Here is a 13,580-nt window from a genome sequence, read left to right as displayed (position 1 = left end):
ATTTCTCTTTTATAAAATTATTTTTGAACTTCAAGTAAGTGTCCTACAGCAGCGATCATTCCTAAGATGGAAGGAGTAGCTTCATGTTCTACAACTTGGTGAAGTTTTTTTAATCCTAATGCTTCAAGCGTTCTCTTTTGGGTTTTTGTTCTACCAATAGCGCTTCTTACTTGCTTTACTTTAATTGTTGCCATTGCTTTAATTATTAACCGTTAAACACTTTACTTAGAGAAATCCCTCTCATTCTAGCGATTTCTTCAGGTCTTCTGATGTCTAATAACGCTTTGAAAGTAGCTTTCACTACGTTGTGAGGGTTAGAAGATCCTTTAGATTTTGAAAGGATATCGTGAATACCAGCAGATTCCAATACCGCTCTTACCGCACCTCCGGCGATAAGTCCTGTACCGTGAGAAGCAGGTCTTAAGAAGATATCTGCACCACCGTATCTAGCAGTAGTTTGGTGAGGGATAGTATGGTTCATTACAGGAACTTTCACAAGGTTTTTCTTAGCGTCTTCAACTGCTTTAGCAATTGCAGAAGCAACCTCTTTAGATTTTCCTAAACCGAAACCAATAACACCTTCTTCGTTACCTACTACAACAATAGCAGAAAATCCGAAAGCTCTACCTCCTTTTGTTACTTTTGTTACTCTGTTAACAGCTACGAGACGATCTTTTAATTCTAATCCTCCCGGTTTTACTCTTTCTATATTATCTAGTCCTAACATATTTTCCGAAATTTAATGATTAGAATTTAAGTCCACCTTCTCTTGCACCATCAGCTAGAGCTTTTACTCTACCGTGGTATACGAATCCGTTTCTGTCAAATACAATACTTTCGATTCCTGCAGCGATAGCTTTAGCAGCGATAGCTTTACCAACAGCAGCAGAAACTTCAGTCTTAGTACCTTTAGCGTCTACACCTTTCTCTCTAGAAGAAGCTGATGCTAAAGTTTTACCATTTTTATCGTCGATTAACTGAGCGTAAATTTCCTTATTACTTTTATATACAGATAATCTTGGCAATTCAGAAGATCCAGAGATTTTCCCTCTTACTCTTCTTTTGATTCTTATTCTTTTTTCTAATTTACTTAATGCCATAATACTTATAATTTATTAAGCAGATTTACCAGCTTTACGTCTAACAATTTCTCCTACGAATCTTACACCTTTTCCTTTGTATGGCTCAGGCTTTCTGAAAGAACGGATCTTTGCAGCTACCATTCCTAGAAGTTGGTTGTCGTGAGACGTTAAAGTAATAATTGGGTTTTTACCTTTTTCAGTCAATGTATCAACTTTTACTTCACCTGGAAGTTCTAATACGATACCGTGAGAGAATCCTAAAGCCAACTCAAGTTTTTGACCTGCGTGTGAAGCTCTATATCCTACCCCTACTAATTCAAGTTTCTTTTCGAAACCTGCACTTACACCAACAATCATATTGTTGATTAACGCTCTGTATAGACCGTGAAGTGCTTTGTGTTGTTTAGAATCAGATGGTCTGTTTACGTTAAGTTCACCATCTTTTTGTTCTATAGTAATTCCTGCTGTAAGCTCTTGAGAAAGTTCTCCTTTAGCTCCTTTTACAGTTACTACACCGTTGTTTTCAGTGATTGTAACTCCAGCTGGAATTGTTATAATTGCTTTACCAATTCTTGACATTTTCCTCTGATTAAAAATTAATAAACATAGCAGATTACTTCACCGCCTACTTTCTCTTCTCTAGCTTTCTTGTCAGTCATTACTCCTTTAGAAGTAGAGATGATAGAAATACCCAAACCGTTTAGTACTCTTGGAAGTTCAGTAGAACCTTTGTACTGTCTCAAACCTGGTCTAGAAGCTCTTTGGATAGACTTGATAGCCGGTTTGTTAGTTTGCTTATCGTACTTTAAAGCGATTTTGATCACTCCTTGAACAGCGTTATCTTCAAACTTGTAGTTTAAGATATACCCTTGATCAAATAGGATCTTAGTAATCTCCTTTTTGATTTTCGATGCAGGAATTTCCACCACTTTGTGGCCTGCGCTTTGTGCGTTCCTTACTCTTGTTAGGAAATCTGAAATTGGATCTGTTACCATTTTTCTTTTATAAATTATTGGTTAAAGAACAATCAGTATTGAAAAGACTTGAAGAGAAAAATATCAGACTTCAGAAAACTTCGGTCTGATATTTATTCTTTAGTATCTTGACAACTTAATTGTCCCGATTTTTAATTAGTAATTATTACCAACTAGCTTTTCTTACACCTGGGATAAGACCGTTGTTTGCCATTTCTCTGAAAGTTACTCTGGAAATACCAAACGTTCTCATGTATCCTCTTGGTCTACCTGTTAGTTTACATCTGTTGTGTAATCTTACAGGAGAAGCATTTTTAGGCAATTTTTGAAGTCCTTCGTAATCACCAGCTTCTTTAAGAGCTTGTCTTTTAGCAGCGTATTTAGCAACTAGTGCTTCTCTTTTGCGCTCACGCGCTTTCATTGATTCTTTAGCCATTTCTTAGTTCTTTTTAAATGGTAAACCGAAGTGAGTTAATAATGCTTTAGCTTCTTTATCTGTTTTCGCAGTAGTAACGAAAGTGATGTCCATCCCTTGGATTTTTTTCACTTTGTCAATTACGATTTCAGGGAAGATAATCTGCTCAGTAATACCTAGGTTATAGTTACCTCTACCATCGAAACCATCAGCTTTGATTCCAGAGAAATCTCTGATACGAGGCAAAGCAGAAGCAGTAAGTCTATCTAAGAATTCATACATTTGGTTTCCTCTTAGGGTAACTTTTGCACCTACTGGCATACCTTTTCTCAATTTGAAAGCAGCTTCGTCTTTCTTAGAGATTGTACCAACAGCTTTTTGACCTGTGATATTTGTAAGCTCTTCTACAGCATAATCAATGATTTTTTTGTCTGCAGTAGCATCACCTAAACCTTGTGATACAACGATTTTCTCTAATTTAGGTACTTGCATTACTGACTTATACCCGAATTCTTCCATCATTGCAGGAACAATTGTCTCTTTATATGCTTTTTTGGGTCTTGCTATATATTCCATGTTAATTCAAATTATAAAGTTTCACCCGTTTTTTTGTTAATTCTTACTTTCTTATCTCCTTCGATTTTGTAACCGATTTTGATAGCTTTTCCGTCTTTACCAACTAAAGCTACGTTTGAGATATGAATAGAAGCTTCCTTCTCAGTAATTCCTCCTTGAGGATTAGAAGCTGAAGGCTTAACGTGTTTTTTAACGATGTTAAGTCCTGCAACGATTACTCTTGGGTCTCTACCTTCTTTCTTGATCACTTCAATAACTTCACCAGTCTTACCTTTGATATCTTTCTTACCAGTAGTAATGATTACGTTATCTCCTCTTTTTATTTTTAACTTTGACATTTTTTTTAAAAATTTTTAAAATTAAAGTACTTCAGGAGCTAATGAAATGATTTTCATATATTCTTTGTCTCTCAACTCACGAGCAACTGGTCCGAAAACACGCGTTCCTCTCATTTCTCCCGCTGCGTTTAGTAATACACAAGCATTGTCATCGAATTTGATGTATGAACCATCTTTTCTTCTTACTGCTTTTTTAGTTCTTACTACTACAGCTTTAGATACCTGACCTTTTTTAGCGTTTCCAGATGGTGTAGAATCCTTGATCGTAACAACGATTTTATCACCAACTGAAGCATATCTTCTTCTGGTTCCTCCCAGAACTCTGATAACTAGTACTTCTTTAGCACCTGTGTTATCAGCAACTTTTAATCTTGATTCTGTTTGTAACATTATTACTTAGCTTTTTCAATGATTCTTACTAATCTCCATCTCTTGCTCTTGCTCAAAGGTCTAGTTTCTTGGATCAAAACTGTATCACCTTCTGTGCATTCGTTGTTCTCGTCGTGTGCAGTATATTTTTTCGTTTTCAAAACGAATTTACCGTACATCGGGTGCTTTACTCTTGTAGTTTCACTAACAACAATAGTTTTTTCCATTTTATTGCTGGAAACCACTCCGATTCTTTCTTTTCTTAAATTTCTATCCATTGTAAAATGAAATTATTGTTTGTTAGTTAACTCAGTGTTTAGTCTTGCGATTGTTTTTCTCAAATCTCTGATTTGAATCGGGTTTTCAATTGGGCTGATTGCATGAGCCAATTTCAATTTAGAATATTGAGCTTTTGCTTCAGTTAATTGAGCTTGAATATCACCCGCGCTTAAATTTTTAATATCAGCATTTTTCATTGTATTCAAAGATTATAGAGGTTTAACAAAATCGTTAGCAACGATGAATTTAGTAACTACTGGTAATTTTTGTGCAGCAAGTCTAAGAGCTTCTTTCGCAATTTCGTAAGGAACTCCTCCAACTTCGAACATAATTTTACCTGGTTTTACTACAGCTACCCAATATTCAACAGCACCCTTACCTTTACCCATACGTACTTCCGCTGGTTTCTTAGTAATTGGCTTGTCTGGGAAGATTTTGATCCATAGTTGACCTTCTCTCTTCATATATCTTGTCGCAGCGATACGAGCTGCTTCAATCTGTCTTGCAGTGATCCAAGCTCCTTCCGTTGCTTTGATCCCAAAAGTTCCGTAAGCAAGTTGACTACCTCTTTGGGCATTCCCCTTCATCTTCATCTTGTGAACTCTACGGAATTTGGTTCTTTTTGGTTGTAACATAATTTCTAAATTTTAGATTTTAGATTTTAGATTTTAGATTTTTTTTAATTTTAAAAAAGTAACGGTAATTTAAAATTCAAAATTTCTAATCTAAAATTTTAATTATTATTGTTATTGTTGTTGTTTTTTCTAGGTCTTCTGTTGTCTCTGTCTCCTCCTCTGTTTCCTCTGTCTGACTGACCTCCTTTTTTCTGTTGTCCCACTAGTGGAGAAAGTTCTCTTTTACCGTAAACTTCACCTTTCATGATCCAAACTTTAACTCCTAGTCTACCGTAAGTAGTGTGAGCTTCTGCCCAGTGGTAATCGATATCAGCTCTGAAAGTTGACAATGGAATTCTTCCTTCTTTGAAAGATTCTGATCTTGCCATTTCAGCCCCGTTCAATCTACCAGAGATTTGAACTTTGATACCTTCAGCACCCATTCTCATAGTACTTGCCATTGCCATTTTAACAGCTCTTCTGTAAGAAATTCTGTTTTCAATTTGCTTAGAAATACTATCAGCAACTAGTACAGCATCTAATTCAGGTCTTTTGATTTCGAAAATATTGATTTGAATATCCTTACCTGTAAGTTTCTTCAATTCTTCTTTCAATTTATCAACTTCCTGACCTCCTTTACCGATGATAAGTCCCGGTCTAGCAGTAGTGATTGTAACTGTTACTAATTTAAGTGTTCTTTCAATATAGATTTTTGAAATACCACCTTTAGATAATCTAGCCTCAAGGTATCTTCTGATTTTGTAGTCTTCAGCGATTCTGTCTCCATAATCGTTTCCACCAAACCAGTTAGAATCCCATCCTCTGATGATACCTAATCTATTACCAATTGGATTTGTCTTCTGTCCCATACCTTGATTAATTTTCTTTGTTACCTAAGATTAATGTAACGTGGTTAGATCTTTTTCTGATTCTATACCCTCTACCTTGTGGAGCTGGTCTTAGTCTCTTCAATTGTCTTGCACTATCCACAAATATTTCTTTAACGATAAGGTTTGCTTCCTCGATGTCAGCACCTTCGTTTTTCACTTGCCAGTTAGCCATAGCAGAAAGAAGTAATTTCTCTAACTTGTTAGAAGCATCCTTCTTAGAATATTTTAGGATATAAAGTGCTTTGTCTACCTGCTCTCCTCTAATGATATCAGCAACTAATCTCATTTTTCTTGGAGAAGACGGGCAATTATTTAATGAAGCTTTTACAACGTCTTTGTTAGCTTCTTTTCTTGCGATTGAACTATCTTGTTTTCTTGATCCCATGATTATCTGCTTCCTTTGTTTTTGTTACCACCATGACCTCTGAAAGATCTTGTTGGAGAAAATTCGCCTAACTTGTGACCAACCATGTTTTCTGTAACATAAACTGGGATAAAAGATTTCCCGTTGTGTACAGCAATAGTTTGTCCTACGAAGTCCGGAGAGATCATAGATGCTCTAGACCAAGTTTTGATAACTGTCTTCTTACCAGACTCTATATTTGCCTGAACCTTCTTATCTAAAGTATGATGAATGAACGGTCCTTTCTTAAGTGATCTTGCCATAATTATTTTCTTTTAGATACGATGTAACGGTTAGACACTTTGTTTTTCTTTCTAGTTTTGTAACCTTTAGACGGCATACCGTTTCTAGATCTTGGGTGACCTCCTGAAGAACGTCCTTCACCACCACCCATTGGGTGATCTACTGGGTTCATTACAACCGCTCTTGTTCTTGGTCTTCTACCTAACCATCTGCTTCTACCAGCCTTACCTGATACAGTTAATTGGTGATCTGAGTTGGAAACAGAACCAATCATTGCCATACATTCAGTAAGGATCATTCTTGATTCTCCTGAAGGTAACTTGATGATTGCATATTTACCATCTCTAGAAGTTAATTGAGCTGAAGAACCAGCACTTCTTGCTAAAATTGCACCTTGTCCAGGCTTCATTTCAACACAAGAGATTACAGTACCCAATGGAATATTTTTCAATTTCATTGCGTTACCTACGTTTGGTTCAACGCTTTCTCCTGACACTACTTTCTGATCAACTTTGATACCGTTTGGAGCGATGATATATCTCTTCTCTCCGTCTGCGTACTCTAATAAAGCGATAAATGCAGTTCTGTTTGGATCGTATTCTACAGATTTTACAGTTGCTTCAACGTTTGCTTTGTTTCTTTTGAAGTCAATAATTCTGTATTTCTTTTTGTGTCCACCTCCGGTGTAACGCATGGTCATTTTACCTGTTTGGTTACGTCCACCTGACTTTTTAATACCAACTGTTAGAGACTTCTCTGGTTTGTTGGTAGTAATTTCCTCAAAATTGTTTACAATTCTGAATCTCTGTCCCGGGGTGATAGGTTTTAATTTTCTAACAGACATTACTATTATTTATAATTAATAATTAATTTACAGCAAAAATATCGATAACCTCACCTTCAGCAAGTTTGATTACCGCTTTTTTCAATTTATTTGTCTTTCCTACTTGAAGACCTTTTTTAGTGTACTTTGAAGAAACCTTCGGAGCATAAATCATTGTGTTAACGTCTGCTACTTTTACACCGTAAGCTGCTTCAACAGCTTTTTTGATCTCGATTTTATTCGCCTTAGGGTTAACTAAGAAAGAATAAGAACCTCTTAAATCTGTAAGGTAATTAGCCTTTTCTGAAATAACTGGTTTAATAATAACTGACATGATTTATTTCTTTAAATTTTCCTGGAATTTTTCAACTGCACCTTCGAAGAAAATGATCTCACCAGCGTTTACTAAATCGTAAGAACTGATCTCGTTGAAGTTCATTACTTTAGTTTTAGGTAAGTTTCTTGAAGATAAATACACATTCTTGTTAGCTTCAGGAAGAACGAATAAAGATTTTTTACCGTTAAGTTCCAATGCATTTAATACATTGATGAAATCTTTAGTCTTAGGAGCGTCAAAGCTCACATCTTCTAAAACTTTAATGCTGTTGTCTCTCATTTTTTGAGATAAAACAGATTTCTTAGCCAATCTCTTAAGAGCTTTGTTCAATTTGAATCTGTAGTCTCTTGGTTTTGGTCCGAATACTCTACCTCCACCTCTGAATACTGGAGATTTGATATCACCGTATCTAGCAGATCCTGATCCTTTTTGCTTCTTAAGCTTTTTAGTAGAAGCAGTAATTTCGCTTCTTTCTTTTGCTTTATGAGTACCTTGTCTTTGAGCAGCAAGATACTGCTTAACTTCTAAGTAAACCGCGTGCTGATTTGGCTCAATTCCGAATACTGTTTCGTCTAGAGTTACTTTTCTTCCGGTCTCTTTTCCTGATGTATTTAATACTACTAGTTCCATTTTCTGATAATTACATAAGAATTTTTAGCTCCCGGAACAGCACCTTTTACTACTAAAAGATTTTGTTCTTGATCAACTTTTAACACTTGAAGGTTTTGAACAGTTACCTGCTTACCTCCCATTCTTCCAGCCATTCTCATCCCTTTGAATACTCTTGAAGGGTCTGAACCAGCACCGATAGAACCTGGAGCTCTAAGTCTGTTGTGCTGACCATGAGTTGCCTGCATTACACCTCCAAATCCGTGTCTCTTAACAACACCCTGGAAGCCTTTACCTTTTGAAGTTCCTGTTACGTCAACATATTCACCTTCAGCGAATAGATCAACTTTTACTTCTTCTCCTATTTTAGCATCAGCAAATCCTACGTGGAATTCTACCAATTTAGCTTTAGGAGCAGAACCAGCCTTTTTAAAATGGCCAGCTAACGCTTTACCAACGTTCTTCTCACTCTTGTCATCGAAACCTAACTGAACAGCTGTATAACCGTCGTTTTCTAAGGTTCTGACCTGTAAAATCGAGCATGGACCAGCTTGAATAACTGTACAAGGAATGTTTTTTCCTTCTTCGTTAAACAAAGACGTCATACCGATTTTTTTACCAATAATACCTGACATTGTTTATATTATAATAAAATTTATCCTTTATTTATCCCCATTTTTCGGAAGTCTGAAGTAATTTCTACTTTTGATATAGGCATACTACGCCCCTAAAATGAGTGTGCAAATGTATGAATAATTTTGTAACTGACAAATATTTCGACTAAAATATTTTGATTTTTAATCAATTAGATGATTTTAAAAAAATTCAGAACCAATTTCCCAAAGATTTATTTTGATTTTTAAAAAGAAATTAAGATGAAGACCTTATTGAGCCATTACCTTCACACCCACTTCTTCCAGTCCAGCCCTGTCCTCAGCACAAATACCACTATCCGTAATAAGATAGTCCACCTGATCTAAACCTGCAATCTTTCCAAATCCTTTTTTATTTAATTTGGAAGAATCTGCAAGAATCACCGTCTGATCCGCACACTCCATCATAATCTGATTCAAATGAGCTTCTGCAGCATTGGAGGTACTGATTCCAAACTCAGGATCAATTCCATCTACGCCCAGAAAAAGTTTATTACATGAAAACTGTTTTAGAATTCCTTCTGAAATAGAACCCACTATAGAAGTAGAGCTTTTTCTTACCTCGCCTCCCAACTGTATAATATTAATGTTAGGATTATTACAAAGTTCAATAGCCACCCGTAAAGAAGAGGTTAATACCGTAAGTGGCCCAAAATTCATCAGCATTCTGGCAAGATAATGCATTGTTGTTCCGGACGCCAGTATAATACAGTCGTTTTCCTGAATCAATGACAATGCTGCTTTGGCAATAATCTGTTTCGCTTCCACATTGATGCTTTCTTTCTCCCCTACATTTTTCTCATAAGCATATCTTACCTGCTTACTCGCTCCTCCGTGATTTCTAAAAAGAAGTCCCAGGCTTTCGAGATAGTTCAGATCCTTTCGAATCGTAACTGAAGAAACACTGAGCTTTTCACATAGATCCTGAACAAGTACATGTCCTTTCTCATCAAGCTCTTTAAGTATTTCATCCTGCCTTGGTAATAGCTTTTCCATTTTATTCGTTTCATCAAAAATACCGTTTTTTTTCGACATCTTAAAATTTCATTTATTTTCTTTTTGCTTTCATTTTTAATTTATATATTTGAAAACGAAACATAAACGAAACATTTATGAAACGAAACAAAGAACTCAGTAAGTTAACCAATGTAAAAGAATGGGACTTTATTGTCATAGGAGGAGGAGCCAGTGGTTTAGGTTCAGCATTAGATGCAGTAAGCAGAGGATTCAAAACTTTATTGCTTGAATCTCATGACTTCGCAAAAGCAACATCCAGCAGAAGTACCAAATTGGTACACGGCGGAGTTAGATATCTCGCTCAGGGAGATGTCGGATTGGTAAAAGAAGCATTAAAGGAAAGAGGATTATTAGCAAAGAACGCAGCTCATATCGTAAAAAATCAGTCTTTCATTATCCCGAACTACACTTGGTGGGGAGGAATCTACTATAAGATAGGTTTATCTGTTTATGATTTCCTTGCGGGAAAACTAAGCCTGGGTAAAACGAAATACATCAGCAAATCGAAAACAGTTGAAAAGCTTCCTACTATTGAACAAAATCACTTAATGAGTGGTGTTGTTTACCAGGATGGACAGTTTGACGATGCCAGACTTGCCATTAACCTTACCCAAACGATCATTGAAAAAGGGGGAAGTGCTGTTAACTATGTGAAAGTGATCAATCTTTTGAAAGATGATTCTGATAAAGTAATAGGTGTAGTTGCAGAAGACCAGTTTTCCAAACAACAATATCAGATACAGGGTAAAGTAGTGATCAACGCAACTGGTGTATTTACGAATGATATTCTTAATATGAACAACCCTAAGCATGGTAAACTTGTGGTACCAAGCCAGGGAATTCACCTTGTTCTGGATAAATCCTTCCTGAAAAGCGATGATGCCATCATGATTCCTAAAACATCAGACGGAAGAGTTTTATTTGTTGTGCCATGGCATGACAGAGCCTTGGTAGGAACTACCGATACTCTTTTGAAGGACGAAAGCTTTGAGCCTCGTGCACTGGAAGAAGAGATCAGCTTTGTTTTAAATACAGCAAGACAATATTTGGCTAAAAAGCCAACGCGTGAAGATGTAAAATCAGTTTTCGCAGGTCTTCGTCCGCTTGCCGCTCCTAAAGATGGAAGCAAAAGCACCAAAGAGGTTTCCCGAAGCCATAAAGTTATTACTTCAGAAACCGGATTAGTTTCTATTATCGGAGGAAAATGGACCACCTACCGTAAAATGGCAGAGGACACCGTAGACGAAGCAATGAAAGTTCACAGGTTGGGAAATAGTCTATCTAAAACGGAACACCTTTCTATCCATGGAAATGTAAAACCCGAACAAGTAGACAGAACCAACCACCTATACGTTTACGGATCTGATATTCCTGCTATCAAAGCCTTGCAACAAAGCAATCCTCGTTACGCTCAGAAGATCCATCCGGATCACCCTTTCACTGTAGCAGAAGTAGTATGGGCTGTAAGAGCTGAAATGGCAGAAACCATAGAAGATATTCTGGCAAGAAGAGTACGTTTATTATTTCTGGATGCCAGGGCTGCTATAGACAGCGCGCATAACGTAGCAAGAATCATCGCTGAAGAAAAAGGATATTCTGAAGAATGGGCTCAGCAACAGGAAAATGAATTCATTGAATTAGCAAGAGGGTATTTATTAACGCCTTACTCACCTAAAGTTATCAACCTAAATTAGCACTATATACATGAATGAAAAGCTTATCCTCGCTCTAGATCAGGGAACAACTTCCTCCAGAGCGATTCTCTTCAACCATAGTGGAGAAATAGAATATGTATCTCAAAAAGATTTCAGACAAATATTCCCTACCCCAGGCTGGGTAGAGCACGATCCAAACGAAATCTGGTCTTCACAGATCTCCGTAGCAGCAGAAATTATAGCAAAGGCAGGAATCTCCGGATTGGAAGTTGCCGCTATCGGAATTACCAACCAACGTGAAACTACCATTGTTTGGGATAAGGAAACCGGTGAACCTATCTACAATGCTATTGTATGGCAGGACCGAAGAACTTCAAAATACTGCGACGAACTGAAAGATCAGGGACATGCAGAAACGATCAAAGAAAAAACAGGACTGGTTCTGGATGCTTACTTTTCAGCAACTAAACTGAAATGGATTCTTGATAACGTAGAAGAAGCAAGACAGAAAGCCGAAGAAGGAAAATTATGTTTCGGAACTGTTGATACATGGCTTGTATGGAAACTGACCCGCGGAAAAATGTTTATCACTGATGTTTCCAACGCCAGCAGAACAATGCTTCTTAATATTCATACTTTAGAATGGGATAATGATTTATTAGAATTATTTGACATTCCTAAAAACATTCTTCCTGAAGTTAAACAAAGCAGTGAAATATACGGAGAAACGGCTACTACCCTATTCTCTACCAAAATTCCAATCGCGGGTATTGCTGGTGACCAGCAAGCTGCTTTATTCGGACAGATGTGTACCACTCCGGGAATGGTAAAAAACACTTACGGCACAGGATGCTTCTTATTAATGAACACAGGAACAGAAGCTGTTTCTTCTAAGAACAACCTTCTTACAACTGTAGCCTGGAAAATCAATGGAGAAGTGAATTACGCTCTTGAAGGAAGTGTATTCGTAGGAGGTGCCGCTATTCAGTGGCTAAGAGATGGTCTTAAGCTTATTCATTCTTCTGATCAGGTGAATGAATTGGCCGCTTCTGTAGAAGATAATGGAGGCGTTTATTTTGTTCCTGCATTAACTGGTCTTGGTGCTCCATACTGGGATCAATATGCCCGTGGAACAATTGTAGGAATTACACGTGGAACTACTGATGCACACATCGCAAGAGCAACCCTGGAAGGAATTGCATTTCAGGTTTATGATATTGTAAAAGCTATGGAAGCTGATTCCGGAAGAGCAAGTCTTGAATTAAGAGTAGACGGTGGTGCTTCTGCAAGTGATCTTCTGATGCAGATCCAGTCTGACTTATTTGGATTTAAAATAACAAGACCAAAGACATTGGAAACTACCGCTCTTGGAGCAGCCTACCTTGCAGGACTTGCAGTAGGATACTGGAAAAGCATAGACGAAATCCAGGAGCAATGGATTGTAGACAAAGATTTCCATCCTCAATTAAACAGAGAACAGGTGGATAAAATGACCCATTTCTGGAAGAAAGCTGTAAAAAGCGCTCAAAGCTGGATTGAAGATTAACTTACTCATCAAAAAAAACTTATATGACCCCATTTATTGCAGAAGTTATCGGAACGATGCTTCTTATATTGTTAGGCAACGGTGTTGTAGCCAATGTTGTCTTGAAAGATACGAAAGGAAATAATTCCGGATGGATTGTTATTACTACCGCATGGGCATTGGCCGTATTTGTGGGAGTAACCGTTGCAGGGCCAATAAGTGGGGCCCATCTGAATCCGGCTGTAACCATTGGCCTTGCGACAGCAGGAAAATTTTCATGGGATCTGGTTCCTTCTTATATTGCAGCCCAAATGATTGGAGGAATGCTGGGTGCATTTTTAGTATGGCTGTTTCATAAAGATCATTTTGCCATTACGGAAGATGAAGGAGCAAAACTGGCATGTTTCAGCACAGGTCCGGCTATAAGAAAAACATCTTCCAATCTTATCAGTGAGATCATCGGGACTTTTGTCTTGGTATTCTGCGTTTTCTATTTTGCAGATCCAAGTATTTCTTTACAGGCAGACCCAACAGCTAAAGTAGGATTGGGTTCTATTGGCGCCATTCCTGTTACGTTTGTAGTGTGGGCCATAGGCTTATCTCTTGGAGGAACTACAGGCTATGCCATTAACCCGGCAAGAGATCTTGCACCAAGAATTATGCACGCAATTTTACCGGTAAAAGGGAGCAGTGACTGGAGTTATGCGTGGATTCCTGTAGTAGGTCCTATAACAGGAGCTATTATCGCAGCTGTTTTATATGGATTTTTAAAATAAGG

At 37.3% G+C, this 13,580-nt stretch carries 23 protein-coding genes; 3 read left to right on the top strand and 20 right to left on the bottom strand.

Translation table 11 applies throughout. From position 1 onward, the window contains the following. Window positions 1–17: 17 nt before the first annotated feature. From rpmD to BUE84_RS01570, 20 genes are all read right to left on the bottom strand, one after another. Window positions 18–194 carry a 50S ribosomal protein L30 gene (rpmD, locus tag BUE84_RS01665; protein WP_027371710.1) on the bottom strand — a complete coding sequence of 59 codons (177 nt, stop codon included), beginning with the start codon at window positions 192–194 and terminating at the stop codon, window positions 18–20. Between the two features lie 11 nt (window positions 195–205). Further along, window positions 206–727 (bottom strand): 30S ribosomal protein S5, encoded by a 522-nt coding sequence (rpsE, locus tag BUE84_RS01660; protein WP_002983245.1) that lies wholly within the window; start codon window positions 725–727, stop codon window positions 206–208. Between the two features lie 19 nt (window positions 728–746). Beyond that, window positions 747–1,100 (bottom strand): 50S ribosomal protein L18, encoded by a 354-nt coding sequence (gene rplR, locus BUE84_RS01655; RefSeq protein ID WP_034694689.1) that lies wholly within the window; start codon window positions 1,098–1,100, stop codon window positions 747–749. Between the two features lie 15 nt (window positions 1,101–1,115). Further along, the gene (gene rplF / locus BUE84_RS01650) at window positions 1,116–1,661 is read right to left on the bottom strand and encodes a 50S ribosomal protein L6 (RefSeq protein ID WP_034694687.1); all 546 of its coding nucleotides are present in this window, start codon (window positions 1,659–1,661) and stop codon (window positions 1,116–1,118) included. Window positions 1,662–1,678: 17 nt separating this feature from the next. Continuing rightward, window positions 1,679–2,077, bottom strand: coding sequence for a 30S ribosomal protein S8 (rpsH, locus tag BUE84_RS01645; protein ID WP_034694686.1), 399 nt, complete (start codon window positions 2,075–2,077; stop codon window positions 1,679–1,681). A 145-nt stretch (window positions 2,078–2,222) separates the two neighbouring features. Continuing rightward, window positions 2,223–2,492: a 30S ribosomal protein S14 gene (gene rpsN, locus BUE84_RS01640; RefSeq protein ID WP_002983233.1), complete on the bottom strand. Its 270-nt coding sequence runs from the start codon at window positions 2,490–2,492 to the stop codon at window positions 2,223–2,225. 3 nt (window positions 2,493–2,495) lie between these two features. After that, window positions 2,496–3,047, bottom strand: a complete 552-nt coding sequence (gene rplE / locus BUE84_RS01635; protein ID WP_034694682.1) for a 50S ribosomal protein L5 — start codon at window positions 3,045–3,047, stop codon at window positions 2,496–2,498. 11 nt (window positions 3,048–3,058) lie between these two features. Next, a complete protein-coding gene (gene rplX, locus BUE84_RS01630; RefSeq protein ID WP_047427597.1) occupies window positions 3,059–3,385 on the bottom strand; it encodes a 50S ribosomal protein L24 in 327 nt (108 codons plus the stop codon). A 21-nt stretch (window positions 3,386–3,406) separates the two neighbouring features. Further along, the gene (rplN, locus tag BUE84_RS01625; protein WP_002983226.1) at window positions 3,407–3,775 is read right to left on the bottom strand and encodes a 50S ribosomal protein L14; all 369 of its coding nucleotides are present in this window, start codon (window positions 3,773–3,775) and stop codon (window positions 3,407–3,409) included. Window positions 3,776–3,777: 2 nt separating this feature from the next. Further along, complete coding sequence (gene rpsQ, locus BUE84_RS01620; RefSeq protein WP_027371715.1) at window positions 3,778–4,032, bottom strand: 30S ribosomal protein S17; 255 nt, start codon at window positions 4,030–4,032, stop codon at window positions 3,778–3,780. Between the two features lie 12 nt (window positions 4,033–4,044). Continuing rightward, window positions 4,045–4,230: a 50S ribosomal protein L29 gene (rpmC, locus tag BUE84_RS01615; protein ID WP_034694678.1), complete on the bottom strand. Its 186-nt coding sequence runs from the start codon at window positions 4,228–4,230 to the stop codon at window positions 4,045–4,047. Window positions 4,231–4,242: 12 nt separating this feature from the next. Further along, window positions 4,243–4,668: a 50S ribosomal protein L16 gene (gene rplP, locus BUE84_RS01610; protein ID WP_034694677.1), complete on the bottom strand. Its 426-nt coding sequence runs from the start codon at window positions 4,666–4,668 to the stop codon at window positions 4,243–4,245. A gap of 98 nt (window positions 4,669–4,766) precedes the next feature. Further along, window positions 4,767–5,516 (bottom strand): 30S ribosomal protein S3, encoded by a 750-nt coding sequence (gene rpsC / locus BUE84_RS01605; protein WP_034694675.1) that lies wholly within the window; start codon window positions 5,514–5,516, stop codon window positions 4,767–4,769. Window positions 5,517–5,523: 7 nt separating this feature from the next. Continuing rightward, window positions 5,524–5,922 (bottom strand): 50S ribosomal protein L22, encoded by a 399-nt coding sequence (rplV, locus tag BUE84_RS01600; protein WP_002983214.1) that lies wholly within the window; start codon window positions 5,920–5,922, stop codon window positions 5,524–5,526. Window positions 5,923–5,924: 2 nt separating this feature from the next. Further along, entirely contained in the window at window positions 5,925–6,203 is a 279-nt protein-coding gene (gene rpsS / locus BUE84_RS01595; protein ID WP_002983209.1) for a 30S ribosomal protein S19, read from the bottom strand. Between the two features lie 2 nt (window positions 6,204–6,205). Further along, a complete protein-coding gene (gene rplB / locus BUE84_RS01590; RefSeq protein ID WP_034678013.1) occupies window positions 6,206–7,027 on the bottom strand; it encodes a 50S ribosomal protein L2 in 822 nt (273 codons plus the stop codon). 22 nt (window positions 7,028–7,049) lie between these two features. Further along, window positions 7,050–7,340: a 50S ribosomal protein L23 gene (rplW, locus tag BUE84_RS01585; protein WP_002983204.1), complete on the bottom strand. Its 291-nt coding sequence runs from the start codon at window positions 7,338–7,340 to the stop codon at window positions 7,050–7,052. A 3-nt stretch (window positions 7,341–7,343) separates the two neighbouring features. After that, window positions 7,344–7,973: a 50S ribosomal protein L4 gene (gene rplD, locus BUE84_RS01580; RefSeq protein ID WP_034694672.1), complete on the bottom strand. Its 630-nt coding sequence runs from the start codon at window positions 7,971–7,973 to the stop codon at window positions 7,344–7,346. Beyond that, window positions 7,964–8,587, bottom strand: a complete 624-nt coding sequence (gene rplC / locus BUE84_RS01575; RefSeq protein ID WP_034694671.1) for a 50S ribosomal protein L3 — start codon at window positions 8,585–8,587, stop codon at window positions 7,964–7,966. Before rplC ends, rplD begins: the two co-directional genes overlap by 10 nt. A gap of 249 nt (window positions 8,588–8,836) precedes the next feature. Further along, on the bottom strand, window positions 8,837–9,601 hold the full coding sequence (locus BUE84_RS01570) for a DeoR/GlpR family DNA-binding transcription regulator (RefSeq protein WP_079243831.1): 765 nt from the start codon (window positions 9,599–9,601) through the stop codon (window positions 8,837–8,839). Window positions 9,602–9,717: 116 nt separating this feature from the next. On the opposite strand from BUE84_RS01570, the gene BUE84_RS01565 reads away from it, so the two are divergent. The 3 genes from BUE84_RS01565 to BUE84_RS01555 are packed head-to-tail and all read left to right on the top strand — an operon-like array spanning window position 9,718 to window position 13,578. Further along, window positions 9,718–11,316, top strand: a complete 1,599-nt coding sequence (locus tag BUE84_RS01565; RefSeq protein WP_079240242.1) for a glycerol-3-phosphate dehydrogenase/oxidase — start codon at window positions 9,718–9,720, stop codon at window positions 11,314–11,316. 10 nt (window positions 11,317–11,326) lie between these two features. Then, window positions 11,327–12,823, top strand: a complete 1,497-nt coding sequence (glpK, locus tag BUE84_RS01560; RefSeq protein WP_079240241.1) for a glycerol kinase GlpK — start codon at window positions 11,327–11,329, stop codon at window positions 12,821–12,823. 23 nt (window positions 12,824–12,846) lie between these two features. Beyond that, entirely contained in the window at window positions 12,847–13,578 is a 732-nt protein-coding gene (locus tag BUE84_RS01555) for an MIP/aquaporin family protein (protein ID WP_079240240.1), read from the top strand. The last annotated feature ends 2 nt before the right edge of the window (window positions 13,579–13,580 follow it).

The organism is Chryseobacterium indologenes, assembly GCF_002025665.1.
Classification (GTDB): Bacteria; Bacteroidota; Bacteroidia; order Flavobacteriales; family Weeksellaceae; genus Chryseobacterium; species Chryseobacterium metallicongregator.
This window is presented reverse-complemented; position numbering and strand designations above follow the sequence as displayed.